The sequence below is a fragment of the Massilia frigida genome (genome assembly GCF_011682175.1).
GTDB classification, from domain to species: domain Bacteria; phylum Pseudomonadota; class Gammaproteobacteria; order Burkholderiales; family Burkholderiaceae_D; genus Telluria_A; species Telluria_A frigida.
Genome location: NZ_WHJG01000029.1, coordinates 1 through 19,530 on the forward strand (window position 1 = coordinate 1; position 19,530 = coordinate 19,530).

The window sequence follows — 19,530 nt, forward strand, 5'->3', positions numbered from 1 at the left end:
TTCATGGTGTGGGCGTTTTGATTAAGCGTTAGAAACTAAATCATGCCAGAAATGGGCGCCCACCCCCACCTTTTCGCTTGCGCTGCCAAGCAATTTTCATCCGTTCCGCTAGTTTTGCAAGAGGCTCAATAGTCAGTGGCATCTCGGGACTCACGTACCAGTTTTCATCGAAGATCAGCCAGAATTCCGCGGTGGTTATCCATGGGATGTACTGAAGGCAACTCTTCTCGACGGTTATGTACAGCTATTGCAGAGTGGCTACGACACAAAATCGTTCGGTGACACGCACAGCCTCGTACTGTTGGTAGATTCACTTAACGTGCAGGCCTCGCTGCTCAATCTTGTGACAAGCGCAGACGGAACTCGTGACAAAGCAACCCGACTTGTGCGCGATGTGTTGACGGCAGCCTCAAATCTCTCGGTGGCAGGTGGGGGTGCTATTGGTGGTGGTCAAGGCGCGGCGGAAGGCGATGTACTGGAAAATGTTGTGAATGCACTCGCGGGCATGTTCCTCGGAAAAGACAAGTACCGCCAGCTCTTGGGTAGCCCGAGTGGAGGGACATGGGCTACACTGGATTTCAAAGCAAAAGAAAACGAGGCTGAGTATACGGGGCGTACGAAGTTCTATGAAGTCCTTACCGCAGTCACGAATAGCACCGCTTACAAGGGATTGCTCGGCAAGATGCAGCTTTCCGGACCGGAAACGACAGGGTCCGATGCCAGAAAAGATTTCGGTGCATTACTCAGTGTCGTGTACTTGACGCCTTTCGCCTTGTCTATTGGCGCCGACAAGGCATTAGCGCAACTGCAAGCAGTCAATCCCGAGCTTGCTGAAAAATTCAACAAGGATCTTCAACTCGGAACTAAGGATTTTCTTCATGGCGATGCGAGTCTGAGCAACGAGTATCTCAACACACGTGCTGATCTGGCTAAAAGAAAACTGTATTACAGTATCAAAAATGGGCGCTATGATTTAACCGTCGGCGCGGAAAGTGCTGCCGATAAGTCGGCAACCAGTTACGATAATGACGGCATAGTCTGGATTGACCGTGCAAGCAAATTGATCGTTAGGCGCAAGGAAGATGTCACGTCCGCAAAATTTGTTGTGTTCGGTAGCGATCAGAGTGAATCTGATATCACGGGGGGCGGACGGGACGACAGCTTGTTTGGCGGCGGCGGTGCCGACATCGTCAACGGCGGCGCGGGTGACGATCATCTTGAAGGCAATGACGGCGCGGACGTTCTCAACGGCGGTACCGGCAAGGACAAGCTGCTCGGTGGCAGTGGCGACGACAAACTTGACGGTGGCGTCGGCAACGACCTGTTAAACGCCGGCGAAGGTAACGACACCTACGTCTTCAGCGGCGACTACGGCAACGACGTTATTTACGATCTCGGCGGGGTGGGACATGTCCAGATCGATGGCGTCACCATTGGCAAAGGCGTCGGCAACGGCAAGCGCGACCAGTGGCGCTTCGAGATGGGTGGCGGCGTATCAGCCACGCTATCGTTGCTGGACGACCCCGAAAGCAGCACAGGCAAGAAACTGGTCATCGTCAAGGGTGATGACGGCAAGAACAGCGTTACTATCGGCAATTTCGATCTCGCCAGGGCGCAGGCCGGCGGCTATCTGGGCATCCAGCTCGATAACACTGTCAAGGCAGCAATCAAGGTCGGCGGCGGCGACAACCTCTGGCGGCAGCCCACGTTCGATCCGGGCAGCCTGGCCGGCGCCAGCGTCGATGTGGTGGAAGGCACCGGGCGCACCTTCACGGTCTACCTGAACCAGGCCGCCAAGGCAGGGCAGAGCGTCACCCTGAATATCGGTGGCGCCGGTGATACCTTGAAAGCCATTCTTGGCGACATCACGGTTCCAGCCAGCGGCGCGGTCATTCCCTTGGTGGAAGGACAAACGCAGGTCTCCTTCGCACTGGTGCAGGATGGCGCATTGAGCGCCGACCTCAATGCGACTGTGATGGCAATGGTTACCGGCAAGGATGGCACTGCGACGACGAACACCTTCAACCTCGCCTTGAAGGATAGTGGCGAACTCACGCGGACCTACAAAGGCGATCAAAGCCCCGCAGCAAGCAGTCCTACAGATCTGTATGACTGGTCGACGTCGATATGGCAGGCCAACGGCACGCTGACCAATGCGATCGCGCAGCCGAATTTCTCCGATGTTATCTACGGCAGCAATGGGCGCGACAAAATTTTCGGCTTTGGCGGCAACGACGCGCTTGACGGCGGCAAAGATGCCGACGATATCGACGGTGGCGATGGTGACGACATGCTCGGCGGCGGAACGGGCAGTGATCGCATTGTGGGCGGAAATGGAAACGACTTTATTTCAAGCGCGTCAACGCTAAACGTGGGCCGTCGCAGAAGACCGGATGACAGCTTTACTCCACCTGAGGGCGCGACGCCAATCGCTGCCGGTGCGGGTTGGGGCGTTTATATGACAAAGGGAGATGAACCTAACCAAACAGCCACTTGGAGCGGCAGTAACGATCCTTCCGGCAGCGATCCTGACTATGTTGACGGCGGTGCCGGCAATGACGCCATAGTTGGCAGCGACGGCGCCGATCGTCTACTTGGCGGCACGGGTGACGACAGGATCTCCGGCCGCGCGGGCGATGACGTAATGGAAGGCAACGATGGCGACGATGCTATCGATGGCGATGGGATAAGCACACCGGATCTTTTTACCACCCTTCCGACGTCAATGCATGGCCACGATTTTATCGATGGCGGGGCTGGTAACGACCGCCTGTCCGGGCAGGGCGGCTCCGACGTCGTGTTTGGGGGGGCCGGCAACGACAATATTTCCGGTGACACCTCAGGAAAAACTGATGACAAATCGTACGCCGCGCCTCAATACCACGGTGAAGACTACCTCGACGGCGAGGGTGGCAACGATTACCTAGAAGGCGGTGGCAAGAACGATACCTTGTACGGTGGCTCGGGCGCTGACAGTTTATGGGGCGATACCAGCGCCGCCAATCTTACCTCACCCAGCGACAATGCCCTGATCTGGGGCGACGACTACCTCGATGGGGAGGAAGGCGACGATTTCCTGACCGGCGGCGGTGGTGACGATGTCTTGTTCGGCGGCATCGGCAGCGACAATATGTGGGGCGATTCCGCCGACAGCACCTCCTCTGCGGGCCACGTCAAGGTCGAGTTCCAGGGCAACGACTACCTCGATGGCGAGGATGGCGACGATAATCTGAGTGGCGGCGCGAAGAACGATTCCTTGTTCGGAGGCGCAGGCAACGATAACTTGTATGGCGATCTTCCTGCGTCCGGCGTTGGGGCGGGCGAAGGCGCGGTCGTATGGGGGAACGACTATCTTGGCGGCGAAGATGGCGACGACTATGCCCAAGGCGGCGGCGGGGATGACACGCTGAGCGGCGGCAGCGGCAAAGACGTTCTGTTCGGGGATGAGCGAAGCGCGGCTCTCGAAGGCAGCTTCCAGGGCGACGACATGATCGACGGCGGCGAAGGCGACGATCAACTGATCGGTGGGGGCGGCAAGGATAATCTGATCGGCGGCGCGGGCAACGACATTTTGCTCGGCGACGATGAGGCGAGCGTGCTGCCCATCGAGGCCAATGGCAACGATTTCCTCGACGGCGGAGATGGTAACGATCAGCTCGGCGGCGGTGGCGGTGACGACGTGCTGCTGGGCGGTGCCGGGAACGACATCCTTGATGGCGGCACCGGTGCCGACGTGCTCGATGGCGGTGATGGCGACGATGTGTACAACGTCGACAACGAGGGCGATATCATCCGCGAAACTGCGCCGCCGTCAACGGTAGCTGCCGGCAAACAATCGTCATCAGGGAGCAGCCCGGATCAAATCGGAGGCAAGTTGATGATGATCAGTAATCCGTCCGTCGTAGTGGCAGCCGGTACGAGTGTCGACAATGTCAACAGCAGCGTCAGCTACCAGCTTGGTGACAATCTCGAAAACCTCACACTGACGGGCAACAGCGCCATTGATGGCACGGGAAATGAGCTGGCAAATCAAGTGGTTGGCAACGGTAGTGATAACAAGCTCCTTGGTGGAGCGGGTGATGATGTGCTCAATGGTGGCGCCGGCAACGATGTCTACCTGTTTAACCGTGGCGACGGTAAAGACACCATCGAAAACGTCGATCTGTTGCGCAATACCGGCAATCTGGTGATCCCACAGGCTTTGGACGCCCTGCGTTTTAGTGCGGACATTGCGGACACGGATGTCATCGTTTCGCGTGACGTGGATCATCTGGTCTTGATTATCAAAGGTAGTAACGATCAAGTCTCCCTAAGAAACTATTTTGCTGCTAATACGATTGCGGGAACAATCGTGTCCGATAGCAAGGTCGACCGCATCGAGTTCGCCAATGGCGTGGTCTGGACCCCGGAGAAGATCGCGGCCATCCTTGCTCGTCAGGCAAATAACCAATCCCCGGTTGCTGGCCCTGGCGTGCCACTTCTCAAGGCGCGTTCGGGTGATGCGTTCAGGTACGCTCTCGCTGCGAACAATTTGACCGATCCGGATGCGGACGACACGCTCCACTATACTGTCACGCTGCGGGACCAGCCGACTGCGCCTGCATGGCTCAAATTCGATGCCGCGACCCGTACGCTGTCTGGCATACCGGATGACGCCAGCGTCGGTCGGTTGGAGCTGACGGTGCTTGCGACTGACGATTATGGTGCCGGCACCGGAATCGGTATTGCTGTGGATGTCGGTGCAGCCAATCGCAAACCGGAGTCGAAATCGACTCCGCCCGATGCGAAGGCATCGCGTGGTACGCCGCTCAGCTACCTGGTGCCTGCCGGCTTGTTTGCTGACCCCGACGGTGATGCGCTGACCTACAGTGTGACCTTGGACAAGGGCGCGAGCCTGCCATCCTGGCTGAACTTTAATGCCAAAACAGGGGTGCTGAGCGGTACCCCGACTGCACTCGAACGGCTCGTGCTGGCCATCACGGCCACTGACGCGCACGGTCTGAGTGCGCAAACCCTGATGAAACTCGATGTTGAAAATCGCGTACCGACGTTTGGTGCCTGGTCCCAGTTGCCAGGCGGGGCGGCAAACGAAGCGTTGAAATTTACCATCCCGCAAGGGAGTTTTACGGACGGCGATGCCGGCGACGTGCTGACGTATGCCGCCACCGCGGCCGATGGCAGCGCGCTGCCGGCGTGGCTGAAGTTCGACGCTGCCACCCGCACCTTGTCGGGCACGCCGCCAGCGGTGGGCGAGTACAAGGTGCTGGTCAAGGCCAGCGACATCAACGGCGGAACGGCTTCCGCGCTGCTTCCGATCATGATTGACCCAAATCAGGTCTACGCCGGCACCGACGCCGCCGATGTGAAAGAGGGCGGCTGGGGCCACGATAGCCTCAAGGGCCTCGGCGGCAACGACACTTTGCTCGGCGCCTTCGGCAACGACCGCCTCGACGGTGGAGTCGGCAACGATCTGCTCAAGGGTGGAGGCGGTGCGGATACCTATGTCTTCGGCAAAGGCTACGGCAACGATACCATCGACAACCAGGACCTGCCGTCGCAGGCAGGCATTGACACCATCGAGTTCCTGCCCGGGGTCGCAGTGGGCGACGTCAAGCCGACGCGCTTGGACAACGACCTGATACTGAGCCTGCCGGCAAGCGGCGACAGCTTGCGCGTGTTGAACTACTTCAAGGCTGACGAGCTCGCACTGTCGCAGGTCGAGGCCATCAAGTTTGCCGACGGCACAACCTGGACCCTGGCCCAGATCCTGCCATTTTTGCTGGTCGGCTCGGCCGGTAACGACAAGCTGTACGGCACCGATGGAAACGACCTGCTCGACGGCGGCGCCGGCAACGACCGGCTCGACGCGGGCGCCGGCAACGATACCCTCGCAGGCGGGACCGGCAGCGACGACCTCATCGGCGGCGCCGGCGCGGACACCTACCGCTTCAACAAGGGCGACGGTAAAGATACCATTTCCGACGTCAGCCCGGCCGTCACGACACCGGACGTCGACCGGCTCGAATTCGGCGCCGGTCTGTCACCGGCCGATGTGGAGGCCGTGCGCGACGGCCCCACCTTGCGCCTCAATTTCGGCAACAGTGGTGACGGGGTCACCATCTGGAGCTATTTCAGCGCACGAACCGACCTGAATCTGGCGGTCGAGCAGATCGCCTTTGCCGACGGCACCTTGTGGACCCAAGCCATGGTCCTGCAACAGGTGCTCAAAGGCACCGACCTGGACGACAAGCTCGACGGCACTTCAGGCAACGATGTCATCACCGGCCGCAAAGGCCAGGATACCTTGCTTGGCATGCAGGGCAATGACAGCCTGTCCGGCGGACCAGGCAACGACACGCTTGACGGCGGCGCCGGCGACGACGTGCTCGACGGCGGCGCGGGGCGCGACCGCATGGTGGGCGGCGCCGGCAATGATACCTTCGTGTTCGGCCACGGCGACGGCCCGGATTTCATCTTCACCAGCGACACGGCGCCCGGCAAGGTCGACACCATCCGCTTCGCAGACGACGTGCAGGCCAGCGATGTGCTGGTCGAGCGCTGGGAAAACAAGCTGGTGCTGACCATCCGCAGTTCCAAGGATACCTTGTTTGTCGAGGATTATTTCCTGGAAGCCAACGGGGTACGCACTGGAAAGATCGAACAGGTGCAATTTGCCGAGGGCGTCAGTTGGAGTACGGCGGTCATCGACCAGATGGCGGTTCCCCACACGAACACGAAACCGCTCATATCCGACTGGGCATTCGACATGAACGGCAACGTCAACAGTACGTTCAGCGTGGTGTTGCCCACGAACCGGATCGTCGACCCGGATTATTATGACGTGTTGTCCTTTACTGTCGGCGCAATACTTGGCGCCCCTGCGGTGCCCGCATGGCTGAAATTTGATCCCCTCACGATGAAGCTGTGGGGTACTCCTGGAGCCAATGACCAGGGCACGGTGGCGTTCCACCTCTTCGGCACGGACCTGTACGGCGCCACCACCGCGCGCCAATTTTTTATTAACATTGGCCCCGTGAGCATTGCACCCACGGTCCAGTCGTCCATACCCGACCTCGTCACGTCGCAAGGAACGCCATTCCAGTTCACCCTGGGCGACGTGTTCACGGACGTCGACAAAGGCGATGTGGTCGCGTACAGCGCAACCCTCGCATCCGGTGGCGTGCTGCCGACATGGCTGACCTTCGATCCGGTCACCCGTCAGTTCAATGGCTTGTCCAACGCCGCCGGAACGGTGAGCGTCAAAGTCACTGGAACTGATCTGGGTGGCAAAACCGCATCGGATGTGTTCGATATTGTCGTCAGCGCCAACAACATCGTCACAGGCACTGCCGGCAACGATACCTTGAAGGGCGGGGTTGGCAACGACCTGATCAAGGGACTCGGCGGCAACGATGACCTCGAAAGTGGTTTGGGCCGCGATACCCTGGAAGGCGGCACGGGCGACGATACCTATGTCATCAATGATGGCGACGATTCCGTGATCGAGAACGTCAACGAAGGTATCGATACCGTGCGAACAGCGCTGCCGGACTACACACTGCCAGCCAATGTCGACAACCTCGTGTTCAGCGGTGAAGGAACGCAGAGCGTTCTGAATGGTAATAACCTCAACAATAACATCAGCGCCGGGCTGGGTAGCCAGACGCTTGATGGCGGCATGGGCGCCGACACCATGGCCGGAGGTACCGGCAATGACGACTACGTGGCCGACAGCACGCTCGATATCGTCGTTGAACTGCCTGGCGGCGGGTACGATAGGGTCAATTCCAGCGCGAGCTTTACATTGCCCGCCAATGTGGAATCGTTGGAATTGCTGGGAACGGCAAACATGGATGCCACTGGCAATGTGGCAGACAATACGATCCATGGAAATGAGGGCAATAACCGCCTCGACGGTGGCGCCGGCAGGGATTATCTCTACGGCCACGGGGGCGACGATACCTACGTCATCGACAACATCGACGACGTGGCTGTCGATGACAGCGGTAACGATACGGTCGAAACAAGTATCAGCTCCCAATCCGTTTTGTTTGATGGCATCGAGAACCTGACACTGACCGGCGGCGCGCTCTCGCGCTTTGGCAACGCGCTGGACAACGTCATCAAGGGCAATACGCTGAAAAACACACTGTCCGGCCTTGCAGGCAACGATCAACTGCTTGGCGGTGCCGGCGACGATACCCTGTCCGGCGGCGCGGGCAACGATGTGTATGTCGTCGAACGTGGCGACGGCAAGGACGTGGTCATCAACGACGATGTGCTTGGCGCCATCGATACGCTGCGCTTCGGCAAAGACATCGCAGAAGCCGACGTCATTGCGCAACGCAGTGGCGACAATCTGCTTCTGCAAATCAAGGGGAGCACGGATCAAGTGACGTTCTCCAAGTACTTCATTGCAGACGTGAGCAAGGATGGGGCGATCGTTAACAACAAGATCGAGCGCGTCGAGTTTGTCGGCGGTGCCGTATGGGATCAAGCCAAGATACAAACCCTGGTCGATATCAGCACCGCCAACAAGGTGCCTGTACGCGGCCCGGGGGCCGTGGCGCCGTTCAAGGCGGAGGTGGGCAAGCCGCTCACCTTCACCCTCGCAGCCAATACCATGGTCGATCCGGACCCGCTCGATACCTTCGCCTACAGCGCATCGTTGGCCAACGACGTGCCCTTGCCGGCATGGCTGAAGTTCGATGCTGCCTCGCGGACCTTCAGCGGCACGCCCACCGCCACCGACGTGGGCTCGGTTCCGGTCAAGCTGTGGGGAACGGACAACCATGGCGGACGAGGCTATATCGACTTGCCGCTGGTCGTCAGCCCGGCCAACCGCACGCCGGTCCTGGCGGCCGCGCTTGCTGACCAGGCCAACGCCCTGGGTACGGCATTCAGTTATGTGGTGCCGGCTGGCGCGTTCACCGATCCGGATGCGGGAACCGTGCTCAGCTACAGCGCCACCATGGCCGACGGCACGCCTTTGCCTGGCTGGATGTCGTTCAACGCCACGACGCGGGCATTTGGCGGCACCGCGCCGGCTGCCGGAACGTTCAGCGTGAAAGTCACCGCCCGCGATGCCGGCAATCTGAGCGCCAGCGATGTCTTCGATCTGGTCGTCAGCGTCAAAAACCTGACACTGACCGGCACCGCCGGTGCCGACCAGTTGAACGGTGGTGCAGGTAACGATATCCTCAATGGCCTAGACGGCAACGATAAGCTCAACGGCGGCGAGGGCAACGACAGCATGGACGGTGGCCTCGGTAGCGACACCATGAGCGGCGGGGCGGGCGACGACGTGTATGTGTTCGATCAGGCGGCCGACGTGGCAGTGGAAGCTGCCAACGAAGGCAACGACACGGTCAAGTCGGGCCTGACCACGGTATTGGGCAACAACATCGAGGCACTGACCCTGACGGGCACGGCGCCGATCAATGCCACCGGCAATGCGCTGAACAATGTGTTGACCGGTAACTCGGGCGACAACACGCTCGACGGTGGTAGCGGGGCCGATATCCTCAACGGTGGCTCCGGGAACGACCTCTACATCGTGGACAACGCTGGCGATATCGTCAACGAAGGCAACTACGTCGGCGTCGACACCGTGCAGACGGGCTTGAATTACGAGTTGGGCGCCTACCTCGACAACCTGACCCTGACCGGTAGCCTGGCGGTCGATGGCAAGGGCAATGCCGGTAACAACGTAATCAAGGGAAATGCCAACAACAACCTGCTCGATGGTGGCGCCGGGGCGGACGCACTCAGCGGCGGGGCCGGCAACGACACGTACATTGTCGACAATGCCGGCGATACCGTGGCCGAGCTGGCGAACGAAGGCATCGATACCGTCAAATCCGGCGTGAGCAGTGTCCTGGGCGCCAATATCGAAGCGCTGTTCCTGACAGGCGCGAACGGGATTGGCGGCAGCGGTAACGCGATCAACAACCTGCTCGTCGGCAATGGCGCCAACAATGCGCTGAACGGTGATGCGGGCAACGACCTGCTTCAGGGCGGTGCCGGCATCGATACGCTCACTGACACCCTCGGCAATAATCTGCTCGATGGTGGCACCGGCAACGACACGCTCACCGGTGGCGCTGGCAAGGAGATGTTGATCGGCGGCGCCGGCAACGATGCGATCGTCACTGGCGACGGGGCCGATATCATCGCCTTCAACCGCGGGGACGGGCAGGATGTGGTCAATGCCAGCACTGGCAAGGACAATACCGTTTCCCTGGGCAAGGGCGTGCTGTACGCGGATTTGCTGTTCAAGAAAACCGCTAACGACCTGGTGCTGGTGACCGGAGCTGCCGAACAGATCACCTTCAAGGATTGGTACGCGGCACCCGCCAATCGCAGCGTTGCCAATTTGCAGGTGGTGATTGAAGGCGGCAGCGACTACAACGCTGCGTCGGCCAACAAGCTGAACAACAAGAAAGTCGAGCAGTTCAACTTTGATGGTCTGGTCGGGGCGTTTGATGCTGCCCGCACTGCCAATCCGGCGTTGACGAGTTGGGCCCTGTCGACCTCCTTGCTCAATTTTTACCTGAGCGGCAGCGATGCGGCGGCACTGGGCGGCGACCTCGCTTACCAGTACGCCAGGAACGGCAATCTGACCTCGATGTCGATGCTGCCGGCCGGCGCTCTGTTGTCGAGCCCGGCGTTTGGTGTCACTGCGCAGCCGCTGCAGGCGGGTTCGGCATTGCGCGACCTGTCGCCTCAGCTTGGGTAATTGACTGTAGTTCAAGAGGGGGGATAAGCGCTTCATCACCCTGCAAGCCGCCTGGGTCACACCAGGCGGTTTTTTTGATTGCTTATAGTAATGCGTTCATGTCGAATTGGTATTGAAAAGCATGGTCCGGTCTTCAGAGCGCTACCTCGTCGGAATAGGCCAAGGCTAGAGTGCGCCTTGCGCATTTGCCAAAGCGAGCCTTAGCTCGGCAAGCGATTTCGCGAACATCAGCACCGCCTGCGCAGTGACCATGTTGTAATCATGGTAGAGGTGGTTTCGTAGTGCCGCGACCTCGTCCCAAGAAAAATTTCGCGGCGAGTTTTTTACGAAGACAGTTGGCGCAAATGTTTTCGCATAGCTGATCGCTTCTCCGATGACGCCAATCCTGTACGCGCACGCGTCAAGGAGAATGCTGTCGCCAGCCAATGTAGCTTGTGAGACATTTTTCAATCGCTGTTCCACCAAGTCCACGGCGTTCAGTGCATCCGCGATCCGGGCTTTCGCTTTGACGACGGGACTGCTCACAACAAAAATCCTTCACGCATTGCCGCGTTCAAAACCTCGGGCTTGGCCATGATGTTCGTAATTGCGTCAATGGCAACGGCGGGAAACCTGCGTTGCGCTTCCAGAATGAATCCCATCGCCGGAAACAAAGTCCCATTCGCATCGACTACTAAGAGAATATCAAGATCGCTATCTTCCCGATCGTCGCCTCTCGCCGTCGAACCGAACACGCGCACCTCCACCAGTCCACGCTCCAGCGCAAGGGCACGAAGTTCTTCGCGATACAGGGAGAGGGCCTGGGACGGTTTCATGGATCGATACTAGCATGGACCCGCGCGCGCACGCGAGCAACCGCGCCGTCAACGGCGGGGAAAAAGCGAATTCGGCCCGCTCGTCGGCGGCTGTCCAACAAAATTCCAATGACCCTCATTAATACAAACAATGAGGTGCTCAGCCTATCTTGTCGTATCATAATAACCAATGAGAGCTTCTCATTCGATAGTTTTTCTTAACCCACAAAATTCACGCACGAGGATACCCATGTCGCTGATCAATACGCAAATTCCGGTTTTCAAAACCCAAGCTTTCCACAACGGCAAATTTGTTGAAGTCTCGAACGAGTCGATGAAGGGCAAGTGGTCGGTCGTGATCTTCATGCCTGCCGCGTTCACCTTCAACTGCCCGACCGAAGTCGAAGATGCGGCCCAGAACTACGCCGAATTCCAGAAAGCCAACGCGGAAGTCTACATCGTCACCACCGATACCCACTTCTCGCACAAAGTCTGGCACGAAACCTCGCCAGCCGTCGGCCAGGCCAAGTTCCCGCTGGTGGGCGATCCAACCCACACGCTGACCCGCGCGTTCGGCGTGCACATCGAAGAAGAAGGCCTGGCACTGCGCGGCACCTTCATCGTCAATCCGGAAGGCGTCATCAAGACCCTGGAAATCCATGACAACGCCATCGCCCGCGATGTCAAGGAAACCCTGCGCAAGCTCAAGGCTGCCCAGTTCGTTGCCGCCAACCCAGGCCAGGTGTGCCCGGCCAAGTGGAATGAAGGCGCGAAGACCCTGACCCCATCGCTGGACCTGGTCGGCAAGATCTAAATAGCAGCAAACAGGGAGGGCGCGGCGCCTTGCGCTGCCTTTCCTGCACCGGGAACCAGCCCGACGGTTCCCGGATTTAATTCAAGGCACTTTCTTACGGATATCAACATGCTTGACGCCACCCTCAAAACCCAGTTGCAAGGCTATTTGCAGAACCTGCGTGCGCCGATTCGTCTCATCGCAACGCTCGATCACAGCGAAAAAAGTGCCGAACTGCGGGAACTGCTGGCCGAGATCAGCAGCCTGTCCGATAAAGTCAGTGTTGACGAGTCGGGCACCGATAGCCGCAAGCCTTCGTTCGTGATCGCCCGCGAAGGCGAAACCCACGGCGTGCGCTTCGCCGCCATTCCCCTTGGCCATGAATTCACCTCGCTGGTGCTGGCCCTGCTGTGGACCGGCGGTCATCCGCCGAAAGTGGAACCCGAAGTAATCGAGGCCATCAAGGCGCTCGACGAAGCAATGGATTTCGACGTCTACATGTCCCTGTCCTGCCACAATTGCCCCGACGTGGTGCAGGCAGCGACCTTGATGGCGGTCTTCAATCCGAAGATCCGCACCGTGATCATCGATGGTGGCTTGTTCCCGTCGGAAGTCGAGACGCGCCAGGTGATGGCGGTCCCGATGGTCTTCAAGAATGACACGATGTTTACATCCGGTCACATGACCGTGGAAGAACTCGTCGCCAAGCTCGACGTGAATTCGGCTGAACGCGAAGCGAAGAAACTCAATCAAAAGTCCGCCTTCGACATGCTGATCGTCGGCGGCGGCCCGGCCGGCGCGGCGGCAGCGGTGTACGCGGCCCGCAAAGGCATCCGTGTCGGCGTGGCGGCGGAACGCTTCGGCGGCCAGGTCAACGACACCATGGCCATCGAGAACTATATCTCGGTGCTGGCAACGGACGGCCCCACCTTCGCCGCCGCGCTTGAGGCGCAGGTACGGCACTACGAAGTCGACATCATGAACCTGCAGCGGGCCGAACGCATCGTTCCCGCCGCCACGCCGGGCGGCCTGGTCGAAGTGCACATGCAGAACGGCGGCGTGCTCAAGGCCCGCAGCGTGATCGTCTCGACCGGCGCCCGCTGGCGCAATGTGAACGTGCCTGGTGAAGCCGAGTACAAGAACAAGGGCGTGGCCTACTGCCCGCATTGCGACGGGCCCTTGTTCAAAGGCAAGCGCGTGGCCGTGATTGGCGGTGGCAACTCCGGCGTGGAAGCGGCAATCGACTTGGCCGGTATCGTCCAGCACGTGACCCTGGTCGAGTTTGCCGATGCGCTGAAAGCCGATGCGGTACTGGTCAACAAGCTCAAGAGCCTGTCCAACGTCACCATCCACGTGAACGCCCAAACCACCGAGATCACCGGCGACGGCCAAAAGGTCAATGGCCTGGGCTACAAGGACCGTACCACCGGTGCGGATCACCATGTGGCGCTGGAAGGCGTGTTCGTGCAAATCGGCCTGGTGCCGAATACCGAATTCCTGAAAGGGACTTTGGAACTGAGCAAGTATGGCGAGATCGTTGTCGATGCCAAATGCCACACCAGTGTGCCGGGCGTGTTTGCCGCCGGCGACGTGACCACGGTGCCGTACAAGCAGATCGTCGTTGCTGCGGGCGAAGGATCGAAAGCCGCACTCAGCGCGTTCGACTACCTGATTCGTCAACCGGTGGTGAGCAATGTTGCCAATGAAGAGGAAGTCGCGCTGGCAGCCTGATCGCAGTAGTGCTTCGCCTCACACAAAAACCGCCCGGCTTGAAACCGGGCGTTTTTTTGCGCCTGCGAACTGGGCTGCCCGGCGCCAATGAACTTTTGCCCAGGAAATGCGACTGTCCGCCGCACCGCTTTTTCCGCAAACGGGACGCTGTGTGCGTGCCGCCGCAGCGTGATATGGCGCAGACGCGCCCGCACGCACCGGCCTATTCTTGAAGCGGGCCATGCGCGCGTCACGGCGCAATGCCCGGGCCAGGTTCGCGTTCATCGAACCCATCCGATTTCAGTCAAGGAGTCCTCCATGCTCATCCCCAGGCATTGCTTCAGACTGGTCCTGATTGCCGCCCTCGCGTTGCCGCTGGCAGCCCCGGCGGCGACGCGCTACAGCGTCGCCACGGTCGGCGCCGCCGGCTGCAGCGCGCGCGACATCAAGCTGAGCGGTCACGTGCCTGGCGCCTATGCCGACGCCAGCGGCACCATGCGCGAGCTCGGCGCCCTGGGCGGCAAGGAGGGCGGCAGCATGGCCTTCGACATCAATAACCTGGGCCAGATCGTTGGCGAAGGCAACAGCGAGAGCGTGCAGCGCGCTTTCCTGTATGAAAACGGCGTCCTGCGCGACCTGACCACGCTGATCGATCCCGCCTGCGGCTGGCTGTTGCAGGAGGCACGCGCCAGCAACGACTGGCAGCAGATCGCCGCCAGCGGCTGCAGGGGCGGCCAGTGCGGCACCTTGCGGCTCGATCCGGCCAGTGCCGTGCCCGAGCCCGACACCTATGCGGTGCTGCTCCTTGGCCTGTGCATGGTCGGCTTTGCCGCGCGCCGCGCCGCTGGCGTGGGCGCCAACCGGACGGTGTCGAGCAGCGAGCGGCACGGTGCTGCCGCGCTGCCATTCGCCCGGTGAGCGGCGAGGGCAGCGCAGCAGGTCCTTACACGCCGCAGTAGGCGGTCTTGACGGTGGTGAAGAACTCGGCCGCGTACGTGCCCTGTTCGCGCGAACCGTAGCTCGACCCTTTGCGTCCGCCGAACGGCACGTGGTAGTCGACACCCGCGGTCGGCACATTGACCATCACCATGCCCGCTTCGGCGTGGCGCTTGAAGTGGGTGGCGTACTTGAGCGAGGTGGTAACGATGCCGCTGGCCAGGCCGAACTCGGTATCATTGGCCATCGCCAGCGCATGCTCGTAGCTGTCGGCCGGAATCACCATGCCGACCGGGCCAAAGATTTCCTCGCGGCTGATGCGCATGTCGTTGCTGCAATCGGTGAACAGGGTCGGGCGCAGGAAGAAGCCCGGCGTCGCGCATTCCACGCGCTCGCCGCCGAAGGCCAGGGTGGCGCCTTCTTCGCGGCCAATGCCGATGTACTCCATGTCCTGGTCGAGCTGGCTCTGGTCGACCACCGGGCCGATGTCGATGCCGTCGCCGAGGGCGTCGCCGACTTTCAATGTGGCCAGCTTGTCGCGCATGGCGGCCACGAATGCCGGGTAGATGCCTTTTTCGACGATCAGGCGGCTCGACGCCGTGCAGCGCTGGCCGGTCGAGAAGAACGAACCCTGCACCGCGCAGTTGACGGCGGTGGCGAGGTCGGCGTCGTTGAGGACGATCAGCGGATTCTTGCCGCCCATTTCGATCTGCACCTTGGCCATGCGGCCGATGGCGGCGGACGCCACCTTGGCACCGGTCGCGGCCGAACCGGTGAAGCTGATTGCGTTGACCCGGCGGTCATTCAGGAATGCCTGGCCGACCACGCTGCCGCGGCCCATCACCAGGTTGAACACGCCCGGCGGCAGGCCGGCGCGGCTGATGATGTCGGTCAGGGCCCAGACGCTGGCGGGCACCAGTTCGGCCGGCTTGATCAGCACGCAGTTGCCGTAGGCCAGCGCCGGTGCGATTTTCCAGGATGGGATGGCAATTGGGAAGTTCCACGGCGCGATGATGCCGACCACGCCGACCGGCTCGCGCGTGACTTCCACGTCGAGGTTGGGGCGCACGGACGGCAGCTTGTCGCCGCGCAGGCGCAGGCATTCCTGGGCGAAGAATTTGAAGATGGCGCCGGCGCGGGCGACTTCGCCGATGCCTTCCGGACGGGTCTTGCCTTCTTCGCGCGAGAGCAGGGTGCCGAGCTCTTCTTTACGGGCCAGGATTTCGCTGCCGATCTTGTCGAGCGCATCGGCGCGCATCTGGATGTTCGACAGGGCCCAGCCCGGTGCGGCGGCAGCGGCGGCGGCGATCGCCAGCTCGGCTTGCTGGGCGTCGGCCTGGGCGTAGTGGCCGATGATGTCGGTCGTGTTCGAGGGATTGATGTTGGCGGACGACGAAGCGCCGTCGACCCAGGCGCCGTTGATATAGTTCTGTTTCATGGAAGCTTTCTACGTGGTTCGCAGGGGATCGCGATGCGTGTTTGTCAAAAAACAAGAGCTTACCATTGCGGGGGGAATGCTGTCGAAGGGAGGCGCTCGATGGTGGGGGATTGTGCCGATTGCGGCGTGCTTGGTGCGTTTCTGTAACCTGTAAGCCGTTGTTCCACCTTCCCCGTCGTTCCTGCCATTGGCAGAACCGACTTCCCGCGCAGGGCCAGGCGCCTCCACGGCAACCCAAGTTTGTCGAGCCGCCAGTTACGGTACGAAATTGGGGGGAACGCATGCGTTCCCGCCAAGGGGGCCGCCAAGGCCGGGAACGACGGGGGACTTAATACTTGTAATGCAGCGCCAGGCCCACCGCCCGGTCGTAACGGCGCGTGTCGCGCACCAGGCCCGGGTCCTTGTTGAAATAATCGTGATACGGCTGGTCCAGCAGATTGTTCCCATCCAGGGTCACGGTCAGCTGCTTGTTGATCCGGTACGACAGCGACCCGTCGAGCGAGCGCAGCGGTGCCACATACAAGTCCAGCTTGTCATTGCCCCGATAGCGTTCCTCCGCCATGAACTTCGAGCGCCAGTTGTATGCCAGGCGCGCCGACCACGCCTCCTTCTCGTACAGCCCCACCAGGTTATACGAGGTTTTCGACATCCCCAGGAAGGTCGACTCGCGTCCGTCCGGATTGGTCTGCTTGCCGGTGATGTAGGTGAAGTTCGCCTCCAGCCCCAGCCCGCTCAGCATCCCCGGCAGGAAGTCGTAGAATTGCCGGTAGCTCAACTCGACGCCTTCCAGATTGGCCTTGCTCAGGTTGTAGCGGCGCGTCACATCGTACTCGCGGCCGTTGATGATTTCGCGCGCCGCCTTTTCCACCGAGCGGTCGGTGAACTTGTGCTGGAAAATGGTCCCGGTCAACGAACCCGTCGGCGCAAAATACCACTCCAGCGCCACGTCGATATTGTCCGACCTGGTCGGCCGCAGATTCGGATTGCCCGCCGCGCCGGTGCCGACGATGCCCGACGAGGTCGGCGTCGCCGCCACCCCTTCGGTCAGCCGCAGCGCGGGATTGTAGTCGGCAAACGCCGGCCGCTCGACCGCGCGGCCACTAATCAGGCGCGCCACCAGGGTCGGCGCCAGATCCGCGCGCAGCGCCAGGCTAGGCAGCACATCGGTGCGGCTGGTATCGACCGACACCGGCGCGATCACGCCGACGATCGACGAATTGCCCTTGAGCGTCTGCTCGGTGCGCACCACGCGCGCGCCCACCACGCCGCTGATCGGCACGCCCATGTGGAAGCCGAACTTGGCCTTCGCGTACAAGGCCGAGGTGCGCTCCACGTCGCTGTAGTACGACAGCGGATTGTCTTCCAGCTGCGTGGGCGAGCCGGTCAGGATGGTGCGCACGACGTCGGTATGATCGAGGATGTAGTTATGGTCGGCCACCACGTAGCGGTTCACGCCGTAATTGCCGCCGGTCGGTGCCGACCGCGTCCACAAGCCAGGAAAGCTGCTGGCCGGTACGCCATTTTGCGGACTATTCGCGTACCACATGTCGCGGATGCCGCGCGAGGACGCCTTGCGCTCGGCCAGGCGCACGCCGCCGGCCAGTTCCTTCACAAAACTGAGCACGCCATTCTCGCTGGCGTCGTAGACCACATCGCCGCGCCAGTCGTTCGAGGTGCCCTGGCGCGCGTTGGCGATGTCGGTGCCGCCGCGTACGCGAAAATTTGCGTCGTCCGGGTCTTCCATGTTCGTGCCCGGGAAGTCCAGGTAGCCGCCGCCCGAGCGCACCGCGCCCACGAAGCCGCGCGCCGTGTAATCGAAGTCGAAAATCACGCGCCGCTCCTTGAAGTAGCTGGCGGTGCGCGCCACTTCGGTGGTCAAGCGCAGGGCCGGCGTGGCATCCCAGCGCGCGCCCACGGCCACCTGCTCGTTGCTCACATCGTGCTGGTAAGCCTGGGTCGACGAGAAGCCTGGCGCATCCTGGTTCAGGCGCGTGATGGTGTCGAGATTGTTCGTGCCCGGCTTGCTCGTGATGGTCGCGCCGGCGAAGTGCGGCGGGAAACCGATCATGAAATTGTTCTGGAAGCGGTGATCGATATTCGTGCGGAAGCCTTCCGCGAACACTTCCACGGCCGGACTCGGACGCCATTGCAGCGCAAAATTGCCCGCCTCGCGCTTGCGGTCGCCGTTCCCCATGAAGCGGCCGAAGTTCTCGGCGCCGGTCACGCCATTATCGATCGGGATCGGAAAGCCGGCGAATGCCACTTCATCGTGGTAGCGCCCGCGCTGGTACGACAGGCCGACCAGCGCGCCAATCTCGCCGATACCGGTCTTCCAGCGGTCGCTGACCATCGCGCTCAGGTCGGGATTATTGGTCTTGGCCTTGTCGCGGTTCTCCACGCGCGCATTCAGGTTGACCTGCCTGCCCTTGAAGTCGAACGGGCGGTTGGTGCGCACGTCGATCACGCCGGCGGTGCCGCCTTCGGGCAGGTCGCCGCCCTGGGTCTTGTAGACGTCGATGCGTTGCAGCATGGAGGCCGGCACGTCCGACAGGTACAGGCTGCGGCCGGTGTCGGAAAAAAATTCGCGGCCATTGAGGAGGGCGACCACGCCGCCCAAGCCGCGGATGATCACGGTGCCGGCTTCGCCGCCGCCGCGCGTGACTTGCACGCCAGTGACGCGCTGCAGGATTTCGGCCACGTTCTTGTCGGGGAACTTGCCGATATCGTCGGCGACGATGGAATCGACCACCTGGTCGGCGTTCTTCTTGATCGTCTGCGCGCTTTGCGCTGCTTTACGCACGCCGCTGACGGTAACGACGGCCGTATCGGCGGGAATGGGAAGGGCTTCCTGGGCGGCTACCGAGACGTGGCTCAGCATGCCGGCGCCGAGCAGGGACGCGACCAGGGATTTGAGGACGATGGGACGGGCCGTGCGGGCGCGGCCGCAGGCGAGGGCGCGATTATTCATGGGTCTCCGATGATTGTTATTGAGCTAAATGCTCTTATTTGCCCGAATCATAGGGGACACGCAGAAATTGCTCCAATCATGTTTTTGCCGCTGCCGATACCGATCTTGGTATCGGCAGCACGGATTTCATGTGCTGCTTGACCGGGGTCTGAC

Annotated in this window: 8 protein-coding genes; 4 read left to right on the forward strand and 4 right to left on the reverse strand. The window is 61.0% G+C overall.

The genetic code is table 11. From position 1 onward, the window contains the following. Nucleotides 1-319 precede the first annotated feature (319 nt). Nucleotides 320-10,738 (forward strand): putative Ig domain-containing protein, encoded by a 10,419-nt coding sequence (locus F2P44_RS36430; RefSeq protein ID WP_187363406.1) that lies wholly within the window; start codon nt 320-322, stop codon nt 10,736-10,738. A 165-nt stretch (nt 10,739-10,903) separates the two neighbouring features. Here F2P44_RS36430 and F2P44_RS23540 read toward each other — a convergent pair whose 3' ends face one another. Then, nucleotides 10,904-11,263, reverse strand: a complete 360-nt coding sequence (locus F2P44_RS23540) for a HepT-like ribonuclease domain-containing protein (RefSeq protein ID WP_167089881.1) — start codon at nt 11,261-11,263, stop codon at nt 10,904-10,906. Continuing rightward, entirely contained in the window at nt 11,260-11,553 is a 294-nt protein-coding gene (locus F2P44_RS23545; protein WP_167089883.1) for a nucleotidyltransferase family protein, read from the reverse strand. Before F2P44_RS23545 ends, F2P44_RS23540 begins: the two co-directional genes overlap by 4 nt. A 229-nt stretch (nt 11,554-11,782) precedes the next feature. Between F2P44_RS23545 and ahpC the strand changes: the two genes are divergently transcribed. From ahpC to F2P44_RS35175, 3 genes are all read left to right on the forward strand, one after another. Next, complete coding sequence (gene ahpC / locus F2P44_RS23550) at nt 11,783-12,346, forward strand: alkyl hydroperoxide reductase subunit C (protein WP_167089885.1); 564 nt, start codon at nt 11,783-11,785, stop codon at nt 12,344-12,346. Nucleotides 12,347-12,454: 108 nt separating this feature from the next. After that, nucleotides 12,455-14,056, forward strand: coding sequence for an alkyl hydroperoxide reductase subunit F (gene ahpF, locus F2P44_RS23555; RefSeq protein ID WP_167089887.1), 1,602 nt, complete (start codon nt 12,455-12,457; stop codon nt 14,054-14,056). Nucleotides 14,057-14,353: 297 nt separating this feature from the next. After that, on the forward strand, nt 14,354-14,953 hold the full coding sequence (locus F2P44_RS35175) for a PEP-CTERM sorting domain-containing protein (RefSeq protein ID WP_223165092.1): 600 nt from the start codon (nt 14,354-14,356) through the stop codon (nt 14,951-14,953). 25 nt (nt 14,954-14,978) lie between these two features. Here F2P44_RS35175 and F2P44_RS23565 read toward each other — a convergent pair whose 3' ends face one another. Beyond that, the gene (locus F2P44_RS23565; protein WP_167089889.1) at nt 14,979-16,409 is read right to left on the reverse strand and encodes an aldehyde dehydrogenase family protein; all 1,431 of its coding nucleotides are present in this window, start codon (nt 16,407-16,409) and stop codon (nt 14,979-14,981) included. A gap of 328 nt (nt 16,410-16,737) precedes the next feature. Then, the gene (locus tag F2P44_RS23570) at nt 16,738-19,377 is read right to left on the reverse strand and encodes a TonB-dependent receptor (RefSeq protein ID WP_167089892.1); all 2,640 of its coding nucleotides are present in this window, start codon (nt 19,375-19,377) and stop codon (nt 16,738-16,740) included. Between the last annotated feature and the right edge of the window lie 153 nt (nt 19,378-19,530).

Excerpts from the sequence above, each read along its gene's own strand:
- F2P44_RS23570 (WP_167089892.1), bottom strand. The coding sequence starts at position 19,377 with ATGAATAATCGCGCCCTCGCCTGCGGCCGCGCCCGCACGGCCCGTCCC.
- F2P44_RS35175 (WP_223165092.1), top strand. The coding sequence starts at position 14,354 with ATGCTCATCCCCAGGCATTGCTTCAGACTGGTCCTGATTGCCGCCCTC.
- F2P44_RS23545 (WP_167089883.1), bottom strand. The coding sequence starts at position 11,553 with ATGAAACCGTCCCAGGCCCTCTCCCTGTATCGCGAAGAACTTCGTGCC.
- F2P44_RS23565 (WP_167089889.1), bottom strand. The coding sequence starts at position 16,409 with ATGAAACAGAACTATATCAACGGCGCCTGGGTCGACGGCGCTTCGTCG.
- ahpC (WP_167089885.1), top strand. The coding sequence starts at position 11,783 with ATGTCGCTGATCAATACGCAAATTCCGGTTTTCAAAACCCAAGCTTTC.
- ahpF (WP_167089887.1), top strand. The coding sequence starts at position 12,455 with ATGCTTGACGCCACCCTCAAAACCCAGTTGCAAGGCTATTTGCAGAAC.